The sequence below is a fragment of the Flammeovirga sp. AWQ4_249 genome, from assembly GCF_056161045.1.
This window is the reverse complement of record NZ_JBSWYJ010000017.1, coordinates 21,580-38,904: the sequence shown is the minus strand read 5'-3', so window position 1 is coordinate 38,904 and position 17,325 is coordinate 21,580. Positions and strand designations below refer to the sequence as shown.

The window sequence follows — 17,325 nt, the reverse complement described above, 5'->3', positions numbered from 1 at the left end:
GCTGTTTAAAAAGCTATTGGTTGCTTTTAAAGTAAAAAGTAACAACTTAATGTATAAATGTAAAACTATACTATTCTAGAATATTAAACATGTACTATTTTGTTTTACAATAGCATTATATTGACATGTAACATTGTGCAAACATTAAAAAAAGAAGTCAGCAAATAGATTTACTGACTTCTTTTAAATAGTTATTAGTTTTTAATAAATCGAATACTTATATTTCCATTAAATTTCAAGAAATAAATTCCTTTTTGTAATGTAGAAATAGCAATACTTTTTTGAGTAGTAACACTCTTTACTTCTTGTCCAATTAAATTAATAATAACAATTTCTTCCGTCTTGTCTAACCCTTTGATATTTAAGATATTATTTGCAGGGTTTGGATAGACAGTAATCTTCTTTTCTAAACCTTCAATTGAAGTAGGAATATCTTCTTTTACTTCAAATGAAATTATTTCTTCAGCTGCATTATATTCTTCATTTCCTTCTTGTGAAATTGTAATTGTAACAATACCCGTTTCACCAGTTAATGTCACGATTTTTCCTGAAATTGAAGCTGGTCCTTCAGCCTTATAACTTAATAATAATCCTGAATTAGTTGATGCTACTATTTCAAATGACTCAGAAGAAGTGTACTTATCTTCGACTGAATTTACTGTAATTTCTTGATCTTTTTTCACAGGAACTTCCGGTTCACTGACTTCAAAAGTGATTGATTTAGAAGCTGCATTATATTCTTCATTTCCTTCCTGTGAAACCGTTATAGTCACTGTTCCTTCCTCTGCAGTTAATGAAACTGTCGTTTCATCTAAAGTTGCTGGACCTTCAATTGCATAATCTAATACCAAACCAGATGTAGTTGATGCGTTAACTTCAAACGAAACATCGGTAGTCAACTTATCTTCTATTCCTTCAATGGTAATTGTCTGAGATTTCTTTTCGATTATTGGAGCTGTTACTTCAAAAGTAATTGATTTAGAAGCTGCATTATATTCTTCATTTCCTTCCTGTAAAACCGTTATAGTCACTGTTCCTTCCTCTGTAGTTAATGAAACTGTCGTTCCATCTAAAGTTGCTGGACCTTCAATTGCATAATCTAATACCAAACCAGATGTAGTTGATGCGATAACTTCAAACGAACCATCGGTAGTCAACTTATCTTCTATTTCTTCAATGGTAATTGTCTGAGATTTCTTTTCGATTATTGGAGCTGTTACTACAAAAGTAATTGCTTTAGAAGCTGCTTTATATTCTTCATTCCCTTCCTGTGAAACCGTTATAGTCACTGTTCCTTCCTCTGCAGTTAATGAAACTGTCGTTCCATCTAAAGTTGCTGGACCTTCAATTGCATAATCTAATGCTAAATCAGAAGTAGTTGTTGCGATAACTTCAAACGAACCATCGGTAGTCAACTTATCTTCTATTTCTTCAATTGATATTGTTTGCTCCTTTTTTTCCTTTTCCATTGGAGCTGATCCACTTACTAAGTAATTATTATAAAAATAGACACCTCCTAACTGTAAATTCCATGCAGATGGGTTAGTATTCTCAAGACCATTTTTAATAGTAACTTTTACGAATTTCACTCCTTCAGGAATTACTATATTATCTGCAGGAACTAAAGCAAATTTTTGAGAATGTCTCCATTCATCTACTACACCATTATTATAAACATCTTCTATGGCAAGAGAGACATGTCTTGTTGGAATTGATAAATACGTCTCATTATCTTCAGAAACAGCAATCTCAACGATATGATCTTTTAATGTTGTATCATTTAAGGCAACGTTTGAACCTGAGTGAATTTCAACTACCTCTATTCTAAATGAACCCATTTCATTTACTTGGTAAATCACTTCAGCATCTTCAGTTGAATTTCTTACTAGACGTTGTCCGTCTTTATGAAAACCATTTCCTTCATCATCTGTCAAATAAGTATTTTGAGATTTTGAATAATATCTACCATACTCACTAAAATCGTCTGATATAACCGGCAATATAGCTTCACTTGTACGTATTTTTCTTGGGTCAATTTCAAAGAGAGATGGATCAACATCAACAGTAATTTCATCCAAATTCATATCTGTATTTCTATCACTGTTTTCATATACTAATACTTTACCGATTGAAGCCGCAAAGTGATCATCTCCATTCCCAATTAATGAAATCTTGATATATTTTGTGTTTTCAGGAAAAGCATTAAGGTTTTCATATGTAAGAATATTACTGTCCCATGTATAATTACCAACTATTTCTAAAAGTTCTATCGCTGTCCAATTACTATTATCTTCTGATACTTCCACTTTCCATTCACCGAAGTTTTGAAGAACTTTCTTTCCATCTATTGTCAAAATCGGCACCCAAGTTTCAAAACTTAATTTACCTGGATTTGTAACTTCATATGTCAAATAGGTATCTCCTTCTTCTTTACGTTGAATTTGTGTATTGTCGTTACTATAAGGTATTCCCCATGTTTTAGAGAATGTTTTCCAGTTTTCACTTGCATCAAAAGCACCTGCAGTATTTTCTAATTCATCATTTACCACTGTATTTGGACGTAATTTATATTCTAATTTTTGATGAAACGCTTCTAAAACTTCTGCATATGCAGGGTTATCGATAACATTGATAAATTCATTTTGATCATATTGATGATCATACAATTCATCTTGATTATCAAATCGGTTGATATAACGATAACGCTTACTTTTAATACTATAATTTTGACGGTCAGTTGTTTTGAAGAACCAATTTCCTGTAGTCGAAAGTGCAACTTCATCCCCTTGATATTGAGTTGAATTTACATCATATAAGAACGGTTTTAAACTATGTCCATCCAAATCAGCTCCCATTTCATTAAATTTTGTATCACCTGTAAGTGAACACATATCTTGTAATGTTGGGTATATATCAATTAATGAAACAGGATGCTCCACTTTTTGTCCATTTGTTTCATCAATCAATGGCGACTTAATAATTAGAGGAACTCTAGTAGAATGTTCCCATAAGTTATTTTTGTGAGCATAATCTTTTTCACCCATTAAATAACCATGATCACTAAATAGCATAATGACTGTATTGTCTTTGAATTGACTATTTTCTACAGCATCTACTACACGACCTACCATTTCATCAGCAAATGCAACACTGGCTAAATATCCTTGGAAATACTTTTTTAACCCTTCATTTTTATCAACATGTGTATTTTCTAAAACATCTACAATTTCATGACCTCGATTAGTTCTGTTGTACGTATAATCCTCCTTATCATCGATGTAAATTTCAGGTAATTCAATTTCATCTAACGGGAACATATCAAAGTACTTATCTGGCACAACAAAAGGTGAATGTGGACGAATAATACCAACCGCCATAAAGAACGGATCATCACTATTCATCTGATCTAATGCTTGAATATTGGCCACTGTCCAATCTGTATTTTTTTCATCAGGCATTTGATCTCGATCTTCTTCTGAAACATATCTAAAAGGAACATCAGAAGTTGTACTGTACCATCCTTCATAATAACGTTGTCCTGTTGCCTCTGTATATGAAGTATGTGCTCTCACTCTTGGAATATTAGATAATCGACCGTATACGCCATCTAAAGCACCACCCACATCCATCATTTGATGTGCAGATGCATCATGTGTTGTGGCTCCATTACCATTATAAGCTACTGGTCCATAATCTTGAGAATTTTCATGTACAAAATCCCACCATTTATCTTCACCTGATGTAGAATGAGTAATTTTACCAGTTTTATAAGTAGTATAGTCATTGTCCATAAAGTATTCAGAAATTAACTTTGAATTCTTTAGTACTTCATTGTTTTTCCAATTACTATTTCCCGTTCCAAAATGTTGAGAGGTCATTGGTAAAATACCATTTAAGAAAGAGGCTCTTGATGGATCACATAAAGGGGCGTTTGAATGTGCATTCATAAATGAAACACCAGAAGCAGCTAATTTATCAATGTTAGGAGTCTTCGTTTGTAAATGTCCACCCATAAAACCGATGTAATCATTCAAGTCATCTAATACAATCATGACAACATTAAGCTTAGCTCCTACGATACTTAATTCAAACAATTGAGTAGTAGAAATTTCTCCTTCTGTTGCAGTGATTTCAACTTTATAAGTATTATCTTGATCAAAATCTAAGGGTTGATCTTGTCTAGGTTGTGTTTTGAATGCTAATTTATTTTGTTTTAGTGTAAATAAATCTTGGTCTTCTCCTCCAGTGATTGTTAAAACACTTGCATTATTAGAAGACAACATTTCTATCGTTAAACCTTCTTGATTTTCAGCGTAATTTTGGTATTGATCCGTAATAAAAATTGGTGATAAAGCTATTGCACCTACACCAATATGTCCAATATCTTTTCCTGTTTTTACAAAATCAACGGCATCATTTGTAGTACCTTGAGCACTACCCATGTTATCTGCGATTGAAGTAGGGTAAACAGGTAATATGTATAGTCCATTATCAGCTTGTTGAAGCTCACCAAATTTAATATTATCGCTCTTTACTTGTTCACTTCCATGAAAATTAGTAGATAAATCAAAAATGTTACGATCTGCTGTTGCATGGATATAAGAAAAAATATTTCCTTCCGCTTGATATTCTGTAAATAATTCACTTGTTGTTGAAAAATCTTCACCATCTATTCTATCATCATTTTCTTCTACATTATTAAAGAAAAGGTTATTAATGATTTTTGCTTTTGCCATTAATCCTTCACCAGGGTTAGTAGTGAAAATATTAACGCCTTCTACTTTATTTTGTCCTTCAGTATTATTAAAAGCAAATGTATTATTAACCAAAGTAATATCTCTTGAATTGGCTCTAACGGCACCACCATTACCGCTACCACCTGCTGTATTGCCATAAAAAAGACAGTTTTCAATCGTTAAAGCAATATTTGTAGATGTATTATTTAATGCACCAGAATGTGTTGCACTTTTATTATTGATAAATGATGAATTACGTATTGTTAAAAGTTCTTTTGCAGAGATTGCCCCACCTTGACTTTGAGCATAATTATCAATGAAATTACAATTTTCAACTGTTAATTCAGAACCTGCTTTATTATGATATAAACCACCAGCTTGCTGTAGTTCAAAACCATGTTGAATCGTTAAGTTTCTTATGATTACGTTAATATTAGTAGTATTAACTGTAATCACTCTTTGGTTCGCTAAAGGTTCTTCATTATTTGATAACCTTTCAGTTGGAGTCAGTTCATGCCCTTGAATAATTGAAGTTTTTGGATTGTCTCCTTCAAGCGTAATCGACTTCATGATACTAATTGCATTTTCTGTAATTAATCCAGAAACATGAATAATATCATTCTCAGCCGCTTGATCTAAAGCATGTGCCACTGTAGCAAATGGATTTTCCATGCTACCATCACCTTCAGTATCACTTCCTTCAGCACTCACATATAATGTGGTGGCAAAAGATGTACTAATGAACAGAAGTAGATTGATAGTTAATAGTAATAGTTTCTTCATTTCATTAAAAAGTAATTGAACAATCAGCGTAATTTTTACACCTTTCAAAAATCTAATATCAATATTATTATTCTATAAAAAATAAGACTGCAATATGTTAGTATATGCATGCTTATTATTGGTCAATATTGTATTAGTCAAACAAGAAGACATACTAAAAATATGCTGTAAACGTAAAAAAACAATACAAAGGTGTGTATTTCAACACTAAAATTAAATTTACCATCATTGAAGATTAATATTTTTTTAACTGGTAAAATGATGTTTTAAATGGTTATGAATTTACTTGTTGTACACTCATAAACTATCAGTGTATTATTTTGTAAAATTAAACGCTTAAAGAAGATATTATTGATGATTCATGGCAATTATTAGATTTTTCTAACCTATTATGTTAATTGTCAGTATTTTACAAACCATTTTATTGAAAATTCGTTAGTTTCAATAGTTCAAATTAATTTATTACTTATTAACTATTATTACAATGCCTAGAATTCTTACCCTATTCTTTATTGTGACTATCTCTTTTTTAACATTTTCATGCAACAGTAATGACCCAGGTCCAGAGGGTCAAAATGATGATGCTTTACCTGCTAGATTCATTGAAGATGACCGAACAATTATTGATCGAGAAAATAAAGTTTATACTGGTACTGGTTCTTCTTCATCTTCAGATGAGAATGAAAGTATTGATGAAGATTAAAAATGTAATGAGATAAAGAAAAAGCCGATAAAACAAATCGTTTATATCGGTTTTATTTATTTTTGATAAGTTTAATAATGTGATGTCAATATAAAACTACATTAATGTAAACTTATGAGTAAATTAAAACAGACTCTAATTATTGTTCAATTTTAAGTATTAAAATTCATTATTTATTGACACAAAAACGCTATTTTCAATGATAAAAACATTAATTTAATAAATTCACAATCCATCAAAAAAGGCTTTAAGATGGATAAAATAAGCCTAATACTACATGCTGATTTTCTGAATATTTGTAACAACAACACTTAATAAATAATCAGATATCGAAGTATGAAAGGAAAAACTACAAATTCGAAAAAGCTACTTACCCTTTTTCTATGCTCTTGCCTACACTTCTCTTTGTATGCATTGGAAGGTAAAAACAATCACACTAATACTTTTAATGGAGAAACCGAAGAAACTGTTACCACTATCCTATTGAATAACTATCAAACATTTTATGTTGATCAAATCAATGGTAATGATAGTAATAATGGTCTATCACCAACCACTGCATGGAAATCATTGAGTAAAGTGAACACTTCTCATTGGCAGTATGATGCAGGAGATTCTATACTATTTCATACAGATCAAACATGGGAAGGTCAATTGGAATTGAATAATCTTGATGGAATAGATGGACTTCCAATTGTAATTACCTCTTATGGAAAAGGTAAAAAACCACATTTAGCTGGACAAGGTCAAAAAGATTGGACTGTCAAACTACAAAATTGTCATTATACTATTTTTAAAGGATTTGAAATCACCAACATGGGAACATCTCCAAAAGGGTGGCGATATGCTATCGAATTAAGAGCTAATAATGCTGGTGAAATATATGGGACTGTAATTAGTCATAATGATATTCATGATGTTAATGGTCAACAAGATAAAAGTTTGCAACAAGGTGGTGCCATATTAATTAAGAATACAGGTTCCGTTAGAAGTCGTTTAGTAAATGCTGTGATAGAATACAATCACATTTATGATGTGGTCAGAAATGGTATTTATGGTAATTACAATTTTGGGTTAGATGATCCATTTAGAAATAAAAATATTATCATCCGTAAGAATTTAATCGAACGTATCCCTGGTGATGCTATTGTTGCTTTTGGATTAGAAAATGCTGTTGTTGAGTATAATATTTGTAGAGACTTTACTCCACTTTTAGATGCACCAAATAATGCTGCAGCAGGAATTTGGGCATTTAATTCAACGAATACAATTATACAACATAATGAAGTGAGTGGACATCAAGCCAAACATGACGGTCAAGGTTATGATGCTGATTTCAATTGTGAAAATACGATCATCCAATACAATTATAGTTTTAATAATGTAGGTGGTTTTGCTCTTGTTTGTAGTGATGGTAGTCAATCAACTTCCTTCAATCGAAATCCTATATTAAGATATAATCTAAGTATTGGGGATGGCTTTAGAACTGATGGTGTGAAATACGCAAACAAAGCTCCTACATTTCATATCACAGGTAATGTTGAGGGTGCTAAAATTTATAATAATACTATTTACGCGAGTCAAAAACCTGAAAGTGTAGTAAAGGAATTTGTAAAATTTGACAATTGGTTTGCCCATCCTAATGCTACAGAAATAAAAAATAACACCTTCTTTGGAGTCGAAGAAATGGCTGTTGTCATTGGAAATAGTACATATACTGTTGTTGATCATAATGCTTATTATGGTGGTACAAATGTTCCTGAAGATGAGAATGCATTTTATGGTGAACGTACAGGAAATGAATATGCTACACTACTTGAAGAGCCAGGAACTGTTGAAGGAGCTTCCATTTTAAACAATGGTGGGCAAGACTTTTTTGGGAACCCAGTTACGACCAATCAAATAGGTGCTTTTGTAACACCATCAAATAATTTACAATTAAAACAACCTATTTCAAGTACTTCATTAGCGTTATTTTCTCAAAACACTTTGAGTTCCACAATTATTCAAGTAACGAATATCATAGATGAAGTTTTTATTACGGAGGAAATGTCTTTAACTTCTGGAGACAATCCAATAGACATTTCAATGCTTGAACCAGGAATGTATTGGTTGGATGTAATACAAGGTAATCTTACAACTCGTCTAAAATTTATTAAAGTTGAAGAAATAATAGAGACTCCTCCTGCTGAATTCCTTACATTTTTTGATCCACTTCTTAATTTAAATCTTACAGAAACGTATCATAATGCAGTTATTTACAGTGGTGGTTCTACTAATTTTAATGATGACGAAGGGCGATTTAGTCGAGTAAATATTGATACCGGTTATATTGTTTATCATATTCCAAATTTAGTCGACTTTGAAGTTGAATACTGGTCATGGGTTTGGGCAGGTAATGGATCTATGCATGTATATGGCTCAACAGATGGATTAAATTATACACCAATAAATACACAAAATGAAAATGAAAGTGTAATCGGTGATCGTACTTATACTATTGTTAAAGCTGAAAATGATCAAACAGCAGAACAGTATAACTATCTCAAAATTGAACTTAGTGGTGGAGATTTCAATTGGAAGGATCAAATTGGTAGTGTTCGTATTTTCCATAAGGAAAATAATACAATCGCTGTGAATGGGGTTTCTTTAGATCAATCAATTTCTACTATTTCAGCAGGATCAACTTTACAACTAAATGCCTCTATCACTCCATCAAATGCTACAAATCAAAATATCGTTTGGTCAAGCAGTGATCCTTCTATCATTTCAGTCGATGGAAATGGATTAGTTATAGGAATTAAAGGAGGTGAATCTATTATTCAGGCACAAACAGAAGAAGGTGGTTTTATTGCTACATCAACAGTAAGATCTATTACTTCAGGTAGTGTTAAAGCACCCACCAATCTACACTTCGAAACTACAGAAACAACAGTTACTATTAATTGGGATGCACATGAAAATGCTACTTGGCATACGATCTCTTACCGTCTTCCACCATCTTCTTGGGTAACTATTGATAGTATTCCAAACAAAGAAATTAATACTTATAATTTGGTAGATCTAACACCAAACTCGACATATAATTTTAGAATTAGAAGTCATAGTGCAACTAATTCAGTAGGTTGGACAAATACTACTTTTACAACTTCTTCAAGTCAAAATAGAATGAAAAGTAGACCACTTGAGGAAGATCTTGAAATGCTTGTTTATCCAAATCCAACTTCGAATTTCCTTTATATTAAAGGATTAAAGAATAAGGAAAGAATAAGGATTCTAAATATCTCAGGGCAATTAATCGATGAGAAAATTGGTGTTCAAAAAATTGATGTATCAAAATACAATAAGGGTATATATATTCTTCAAATAGAAAATCAAACACCTCAGAAATTTATAAAAAAATAACTCTTTGAAAATATAAAGTGAACCAAGAATCGATGTATTATCTTGGTTCACTTTATCATTTATTCAATGAAGTTTTGTTGCTGTTTCCCAACTTCATTCAATTTATATTCTTGTAATTTCTTCATTGTTTCCTGAAGTTCAACTCTAAGTTTTTCTAATTCTTCACTTTCATTGACCAACATTGGTGTTGGAATAGTAGTTACAGTCGATTTTTGAGGTAGTTCTACATAATTTAATTCTTGCTGAGGTGCAATGGTATTGAATTCAATCTCTGCAAAACTAGGCATATTAATCCCCTCTTTTAAAACCTCTGCTTTCACTTTAATTTTTCCTGGATTAGTAGATGATCGTACTAAAGTTACTGCTTCACCCCATAGTAATTTCTGTGGATTGATTTCATTTTCTTCTCCTCCAATCAATTCTCCTTCACCTTCAACAGTAAAACGAACATACTCATCACTCAATCTTTTGACGGCTCCACCAGCATCTACAAGATAAGCAACCACTGCCGTGATATCACTTCCATCTGCTTTAGGAGAAATACCAAGATCGTCTACTTTTAATAATAATCTTCTTTTACGGCCAGCTGGCCAACGATTATGAACAGTTACAACCTCACCTTCAATCATGCCTTCAGCCTTCATTACTGCTTCTTCTACCCATTTCTGATCGATTTTCCCATACCCTTTTTTATTCTTATTTCGAGCATCAATTTTTTGGAATACATCTTCAAAAATAACAGGTACTCTTGGAACTGGACTATTGATATCTGTTGCTTTTTTAATCCCAATCTCCTCTCCATACATGGTTAATTTTACTTCTTCACAATTTGTAAAAATAACAACATCATCCGGTGAAAAAGGTGTCATAAGATGAGCAATATAAACATAAGGTTCTGCTTCTACATGAGGAACATCTTCTAAGCCACTTGTAGGTAATAATGATTTGAATAAATAATAAGAGAATTTTGGTTGACGGTAAGCATCCATGATTCCACCCCAAAAAGGATCAGGATGATAACCACGTTGATGATCAAATGAATGCCATAAAGTACCACCAAATAAGGATTCACTAGCACCATAAATCATCGTCATCGAAGGCCATTCTACTACTTTTCCATCTTCAATCCACTCTTCTTTGAAATAATGTAATGCTTGTTTGATTTGTGGAGCTTCTCCCCATTGTTTTGCCACTCTACTTACGGAATTGTGATCTACCCAATTGTCTACAAAATCACCCCATTCTCTTTTAAAAATGGACTTTTGTGGATGAGCTTCTACGTAATCATTTGAATATAATACATCAAAATACTTTTGAGCTTGTGAACGATGTGTTCTTGCATCTGTCACTGTATATCTACCAGGGTAAGGATATTCTTCTTTGGCATATTGTGTCGCTTTTATCGCATATTCCTCAGGAAAATGTGTTTCATTTGGTACAATTTCCCACAATAAAATTGAAGGTCGATTTCGTTCTAAACGTACAATATTTCGAACATCTTTCAACATTCGTTCTTGGAAAATAGGTTCTTTTTTATTCCAAAATTGCCAACCAGGAATGGCAGCAACTACAAACATACCCAATTCATCACAAGCATCCATAAAAGCTGGATCTTGTACAAAATGTGCCGAACGAATTACATTCATTCCTACTTTTCGTAGTTTTAAAGCGTCTCTGTAATGTAGATTATTGGGTAATGCATGACCAATATGTGCAAAATCCTGATGCCTATTGGCTCCCATTAACTTAGGATATTTCTTTCCATTCAAAAAGAAACCTTCAGGGCCTTTTAATTCAATCGTACGAATACCAATTCTTTTCTTAAAAGTATCTAAAACTTTACCATTTTCATCTTGAATTGTAACGTATAAGTCATGCAAATGAGGATGATTAGGTGACCACAACTTAGGATTTTTAACCGTAAAGTTCATCTTCACCTGTTTATCTCCTCCTCCTTTTATTTTTGCTTGTTGTATTAATTGAGCGACTTCTTGTCCATTCTTCTCTTTTAATGAAAGGTGTACTTGAAGATTTTTTGTTTTGCCTTCATTGGCAATATCTATATCAACAAATAATTTAGCAGATTTTTCCGAAAGCTCTTCGAAATGAACAAATACACCACCACTAGCCACTTTATCAACTGCTAATGGATGGGTCACATAAACATCATTATGTGTAATCAACCAAGCATCTCTGTAAATTCCACCAAAATAGGTAAAATCTAAGGTTTCTTGTGGTTTTCCTGGTGGATAACTACGGTCATTACTATTATCAGGTCGGACAGCGATGATATTTTCTTCACCAAATTTCAGATAATCTGAGATGTCAATATGAATTGGATAATAGCTTCCGAAGTTTTCTCTAAGGAGTTGACCATTAATCCATATTTTCGACTTACCCATGACACCCTCAAAATGAACCATGACCTTTTTACCTTGCATTGATTCATCAGGAGTAAAGTGTTTTCTATACCAAGCAGGACCTTGATAATTTACCCCTCCACTTGCATTTAATGGTAGCAATTCTAAACCATGCGGTAGATTGACAACAGCCCAATCACTATCATCAAAGTTGATCGCCTCTGCACCTTCTACGTCTTGTTTGATAAAACGCCATCCAACATTAAAGTTTGTCGCTTTTCTAACAGATGCATCTGTTTGGTAAAAACCAGCAGTGGAAAACTCCTGAGCAGAAGCACTCCACTGCATGAACAACAATGCAATCAATACCAAGTAGTACTTTGATATTTTTACCATTGTTAGTTTGTTAATTTGTTTTGATTACGTTGGACTTTAATTTGGTCAATTATAATTGTGGTTTTTTTCTTTCCTTTGAATTCAATTGAAATCGTTGAAATTTCACCTTTCCAAGCAGTGTTTTCAAAAGGAATTACGACATCTTCAAAAGATGAATTACCTACTAATTCACTTTCACCAATCACTTTATTATTCGCATAAAATATTACGGTGAGAGGTTTATCCGCTTTCATTTTTATGCCAAGATCTTTATCTTATTTTTGAACATTCAGCTTTAAACCAGATCGTTCTATTTTTCCAGAAGATTGATCTAATGAAAATCTAAGAAACCTTGATATCCCGCAAGATTAGAAGAAATATCAGTTGATGACCAGCCTTCTGTTTGCCAACCCCCACAATTAAATTCAAAAGTTAATAAGCCATCCTCTGGGTTTCTGCTATTCAATTTTTCCCATTTATCAGAAAGCCCATCACCATCACTATCTTCTCTATATACCTCATACTCAGCATTCACACCTTCACCCCAAGGTTTATCTTCTCCATTATTTTTTAATTCAGCAATTGATTCATCACCATTACCTAAATCTCCATTAGCTAACCATTCATCCATTAATTGACGATGTTTCAAAAGTTCTTTTTTAAACTTTTTATCCTTTGCAAGATTATGTACCATTGCAGGATCTTTTTTGATGTTATACAATTCTTCAGGTTGACGTTCACCAAAATAAATAGAAGCCAACTCTAGAGATAATTCTCCATTTGCATATAAAGCTCTGAGGTTTTTAGTATACTCCTTTTTGTTACGGTATTGAGGTTGCATAACAACACGATCCAACTTATAATTTCTTACATATCTATAGTTCTCTGTACGAATTGATCTCACTTGATCTATAGTATGATCTAGACGATCTTTATGTCCGCCAACTACAATTCTTTCTTTAAAATTTTCTCCAAAAAGATCTTGACCTTCATACCAATCTGGCTGTTCAATACCCGCCCAAGCTAAAGTAGTTGCAGATAAATCCAACATAGTTACTAGATCATTTCGAACAACTCCGCTTGGAATATATTTTTCAGGACCCATGACCATAAATGGAACATGGAGACCACCTTCTGTCGTCATTTGTTTGTGTCTTAATAAATTATTCGCTCCATGGTCTGAAAAGTAAACTACAATTGTATTTTTATCCAATCCGGCCTCTTTTAGGCCTTTTAAGATGTTACCAATTAAATCGTCATCTTTACGAATAGCGTCATAATGTTGAGCGACCCATTTTTGAAAAACTTCATTATTAGGATAGTCTGTAGGGACAGTTACCTCTTCTGGATTTACTTTTCTATCTTGAGGGAACTTGTTTGTATTATTCTTACCACCTTTTGTTTGAATTTGCCCGAAGAAAGGTTGTTGATTTACCAATTCAGAGAAATCTACTTTTGACTTAGGTGTAAAACTATAGACATTGTCTTTTTCCCAAGCAAAATTATAATCTGTCTTAACATGGTTGTAAGTTGTATTCCCATTTTCTTTCATGATTTGTGGTAATAACTTATATCCTTCTGGAAGATAAATCCTTGTTTCATTTGTTCTTGATGAGCGGTGTTCATGAGCACCAAAACGGATAGCACTTTGTCCAATCATCATCGCTGATCTTGTTGCTGAACAAACTGGAGCAGGAACAAATGCTTGATCAAAACGAACTCCATTGCTAGCTATTATATCAATGTTAGGCGTATCATCTTTATTAATTTCATCGCCATAACATCCCATCCAAGGTGAAGTATCTTCTGCGTAGATCCATATAATATTAGGTTGTTCTTGTGCGAAAGTAGTCCATGCAATGAAGAGACATAAAAAAGTAAAGAGGTATTTTATTAGTTTATTCATTTTATTTGATATTTTTCTTTTTAGGTTTATTCCAAATGGTAGATTCATCGACTTCTACACCGTTTACTTCACATGCAGCTGCAGCATTAAATAGAGGTTTGAAATCTTTATCCCAGAAAGGACTTTTTATATGAGCATCTTTCATCATGATAGCGATTTCTTTTACCACTTCAGGATATTCTTTGGCTACATCTTTAGATTCACTTTCATCTGAACTTACATCGAACAGTTGGATTTGCATTCCTTTTCTTCTATCAGAAACTACTGCTTTCCACTGTCCATATCGAATCGCACAATTTGGTTTACCTTCGTACAATTCCCAATATAAATATTGGTGCTGCTTTTGTTTTTTATCTTTACCTAGTAGTGTTGGAAGCATTGAAATACCATCTGTTTCACCTTGAATAGGTTCGTTGGTTAAATCGGATAATGTTGGTAACATATCCCAAAATGCTGAAATATGATCATTCACTGTTCCTGCTTTGATTTTACCTGGCCAATAAGCAAACATAGGAGAACGTACGCCACCATCATACATCGAACGCTTTACTCCTCTTAGTTCACCAGATGTTTTAAAGAATTCATTCGTTCCTCCCTTACCATGTGCACCATTGTCACTATTAAACATGACTAATGTATTCTCATCGATGTCCAATTCCTCTAGTAGTTCTATTATTGTACCTACATCCTTACTCATACGAGAAGTCATTGCCGCTTGAATCTTCATTCTTTCAGGCCAATCTAAATCTTTATACTGTGCAAGATCAGGAACCTGCCATTTTAAATGAGGAATTGTATAGGCTAGATATAAGAAAAATGGTTCATCCTTTTGTTCTTTGATATACTCTAAAGCTTTTGCAGTAAAAAGATCATGGCTATAATCATTTTCTTTACCATTTTCATTATCAAGCATTTGTTTTTCACCATTCAACCATAAATATTTTGGATAATAGTTATGTGCTTTACGTTGATCAGTATATCCATAAAATAAATCAAACCCTTGCTCGTTAGGATTTCCAGAATCATGAAAACTTCCTAAGCCCCATTTACCGATGCATGCAGTGTTATAGCCTGCTCTTTTCATTAATTTCCCTAAAGTTTCTTCATCTTCTGTAATAGGAGTTTGTCCAGCAGGATAACCCGGACTATTTGCTCTAATGTAAGCATGACCTGGATGTTTACCTGTCATTAGAGAGGCTCTACTTGGTGCACAAACAGCATTACCACAATAATGATTATTAAAGATCATTCCATTGGAAGCTAACTTATCCAATTCGGGAGTTTGTATTTTTTGTTGCCCATTATAACCGACTTCTCCATAACCGAGGTCATCACAAAGAATATAAATTACATTTGGCTTTTTCTTATTCTTGTTCTGTGCAAATCCTTGAATTGTACAGCAAACAAAGAGTGCTAGTATTAGTTTTTTAAATATCGAATCAAACATAATAATATTAGATTAAAGTAATAATTCAGTTAAAAAAGTATAGACCTCAAAAATTGAATTGAGGTCTATTCATAAATTATTGTGTTTTCTTTTGTTTTGCTTTCTTTTTTTTCAACATATTTTGCCAATGCTCTGAATGAATCAATCCTAAGAAAGTTGGATCTTTTAATTCTTTATCCCAAGCAACACGTAATTCTTCTATTTTTTGTGCCTCTTCAGGATGAGCAGATTTGATATTATTTTTTTCAGAAATATCTTTTGATAAATCATATAATTCTAATTGATCTTTTCCATCAGAAAAGCTTCTCACTATTTTGTAGTCATGATGTCTTACTGCATATTTTTTCTGATCAAATTTTCTTAGATAAATAGTTTCATGAGGCACGCCATCTGCTTTTCCTTTAAGGAATGGAACTAGATTTACACCATCCAATGGCTTTTCTTTATTCGTTTTTGCGTTGGCTAATGCTACAGAAGTTGCAAAAATATCAAGTGAAGAAATCATGTTATCATACGTACCTGCTTCAATATGTCCAGGCCATGACATTGCAAATGGCACTCTAAAACCACCTTCATACACACTTCCTTTTCCCTCTTTTAATACACCATTATCTGAACCATTTTTAGGTTCTGGTCCTCCATTATCTGATAAGAAATAGATAATTGTATTTTCCTCAATACCTGAATCTTTTAACTGTTGTAATACACGTCCTACACCTTGATCAACTGCACCAATCATGGCTGCATATTTTTGTCTTTTTGGATTCTTGATATGCTTGTAATTTTCTAGACTTCCCTTTGGTGCATGTAACGGAGTATGTGGAGCATTATAAGATAAATATAAGAAGAATGGTTCTTCACTATTTCTTTCAATGAATGAAACGGCTTCATCTGAAAATTCGTCCGTAAGATATTTTTTGGGTTTAACAGGTTCGTGATTTTTCATGATCCAAGTTCTATAACTTTTGGGTTCATCTAAATCATCACCATAACTTTCTTTAATGGTTAAATTTTCAGGATAATAAGCATGCCCCCCGCCTAAGTGACCGTAAAACTCATCAAAACCTCTATTCAAAGGATGATTTGATTCGTGAGCTCCAAGATGCCATTTTCCAATGACACCAGAATGATATCCTGCAGGTTTTAATACTGAAGCCAATGTCTTCTCCTCTTTAGGTAATCCCATATTAGGATCATTCGTTTTGTACTGAGGATTTCTTTCAAAGCCAAAACGTTGTTGGTATCTACCTGTAATAAAACCAGCTCTAGAAGGTCCACATACAGAATATGAAACATAAGCATTCGTAAATCGAACACCATTATTTGCAATTTTATCAATGTTTGGAGTAGGAATATCTTTACAGCCATTAAAACCAACATCCTGATATCCTAAATCATCACACATGATAACGATGACATTTGGTTTCTTTTTTTTCTTTGTTGGACTATCACCAAAATTAAAAGACGACAATACGCCTATTAGGGATAGAATACTGATAGTTGTAATAAATTGTTTCATTGTTTGTTCACTTCATTAATATTTCACACTACGAAAAAATAGGTCGATCTAAATATTTTAAATAATTGTCTAGGTACAAAAAGAGCCCCTC

At 32.8% G+C, this 17,325-nt stretch carries 8 protein-coding genes; 2 read left to right on the top strand and 6 right to left on the bottom strand.

Features of this window, described 5'->3' with window-relative positions; all coding sequences use genetic code 11:
- Positions 1-194: 194 nt before the first annotated feature.
- Positions 195-5,519, bottom strand: coding sequence for a sulfatase-like hydrolase/transferase (locus ACXAHM_RS13870; RefSeq protein WP_474961046.1), 5,325 nt, complete (start codon positions 5,517-5,519; stop codon positions 195-197).
- Positions 5,520-6,003: 484 nt separating this feature from the next.
- Here ACXAHM_RS13870 and ACXAHM_RS13865 point away from each other — a divergent pair, with 484 nt between their 5' ends.
- Positions 6,004-6,222, top strand: coding sequence for a hypothetical protein (locus ACXAHM_RS13865; protein ID WP_474961045.1), 219 nt, complete (start codon positions 6,004-6,006; stop codon positions 6,220-6,222).
- Positions 6,223-6,558: 336 nt separating this feature from the next.
- Positions 6,559-9,627, top strand: coding sequence for a T9SS type A sorting domain-containing protein (locus ACXAHM_RS13860; RefSeq protein ID WP_474961044.1), 3,069 nt, complete (start codon positions 6,559-6,561; stop codon positions 9,625-9,627).
- A gap of 59 nt (positions 9,628-9,686) precedes the next feature.
- On the opposite strand, the gene ACXAHM_RS13855 is transcribed toward ACXAHM_RS13860, so the two are convergent.
- From ACXAHM_RS13855 to ACXAHM_RS13835, 5 genes are all read right to left on the bottom strand, one after another.
- Entirely contained in the window at positions 9,687-12,383 is a 2,697-nt protein-coding gene (locus ACXAHM_RS13855; protein WP_474961043.1) for a glycoside hydrolase family 2 protein, read from the bottom strand.
- Between the two features lie 2 nt (positions 12,384-12,385).
- The gene (locus ACXAHM_RS13850; protein ID WP_474961042.1) at positions 12,386-12,616 is read right to left on the bottom strand and encodes a hypothetical protein; all 231 of its coding nucleotides are present in this window, start codon (positions 12,614-12,616) and stop codon (positions 12,386-12,388) included.
- Positions 12,617-12,693: 77 nt separating this feature from the next.
- Positions 12,694-14,268 (bottom strand): sulfatase family protein, encoded by a 1,575-nt coding sequence (locus ACXAHM_RS13845; protein WP_474961041.1) that lies wholly within the window; start codon positions 14,266-14,268, stop codon positions 12,694-12,696.
- A 1-nt stretch (position 14,269) separates the two neighbouring features.
- Positions 14,270-15,715 (bottom strand): arylsulfatase, encoded by a 1,446-nt coding sequence (locus tag ACXAHM_RS13840; protein WP_474961040.1) that lies wholly within the window; start codon positions 15,713-15,715, stop codon positions 14,270-14,272.
- Between the two features lie 76 nt (positions 15,716-15,791).
- On the bottom strand, positions 15,792-17,234 hold the full coding sequence (locus ACXAHM_RS13835) for a sulfatase (RefSeq protein ID WP_474961039.1): 1,443 nt from the start codon (positions 17,232-17,234) through the stop codon (positions 15,792-15,794).
- Positions 17,235-17,325: the final 91 nt, after the last annotated feature.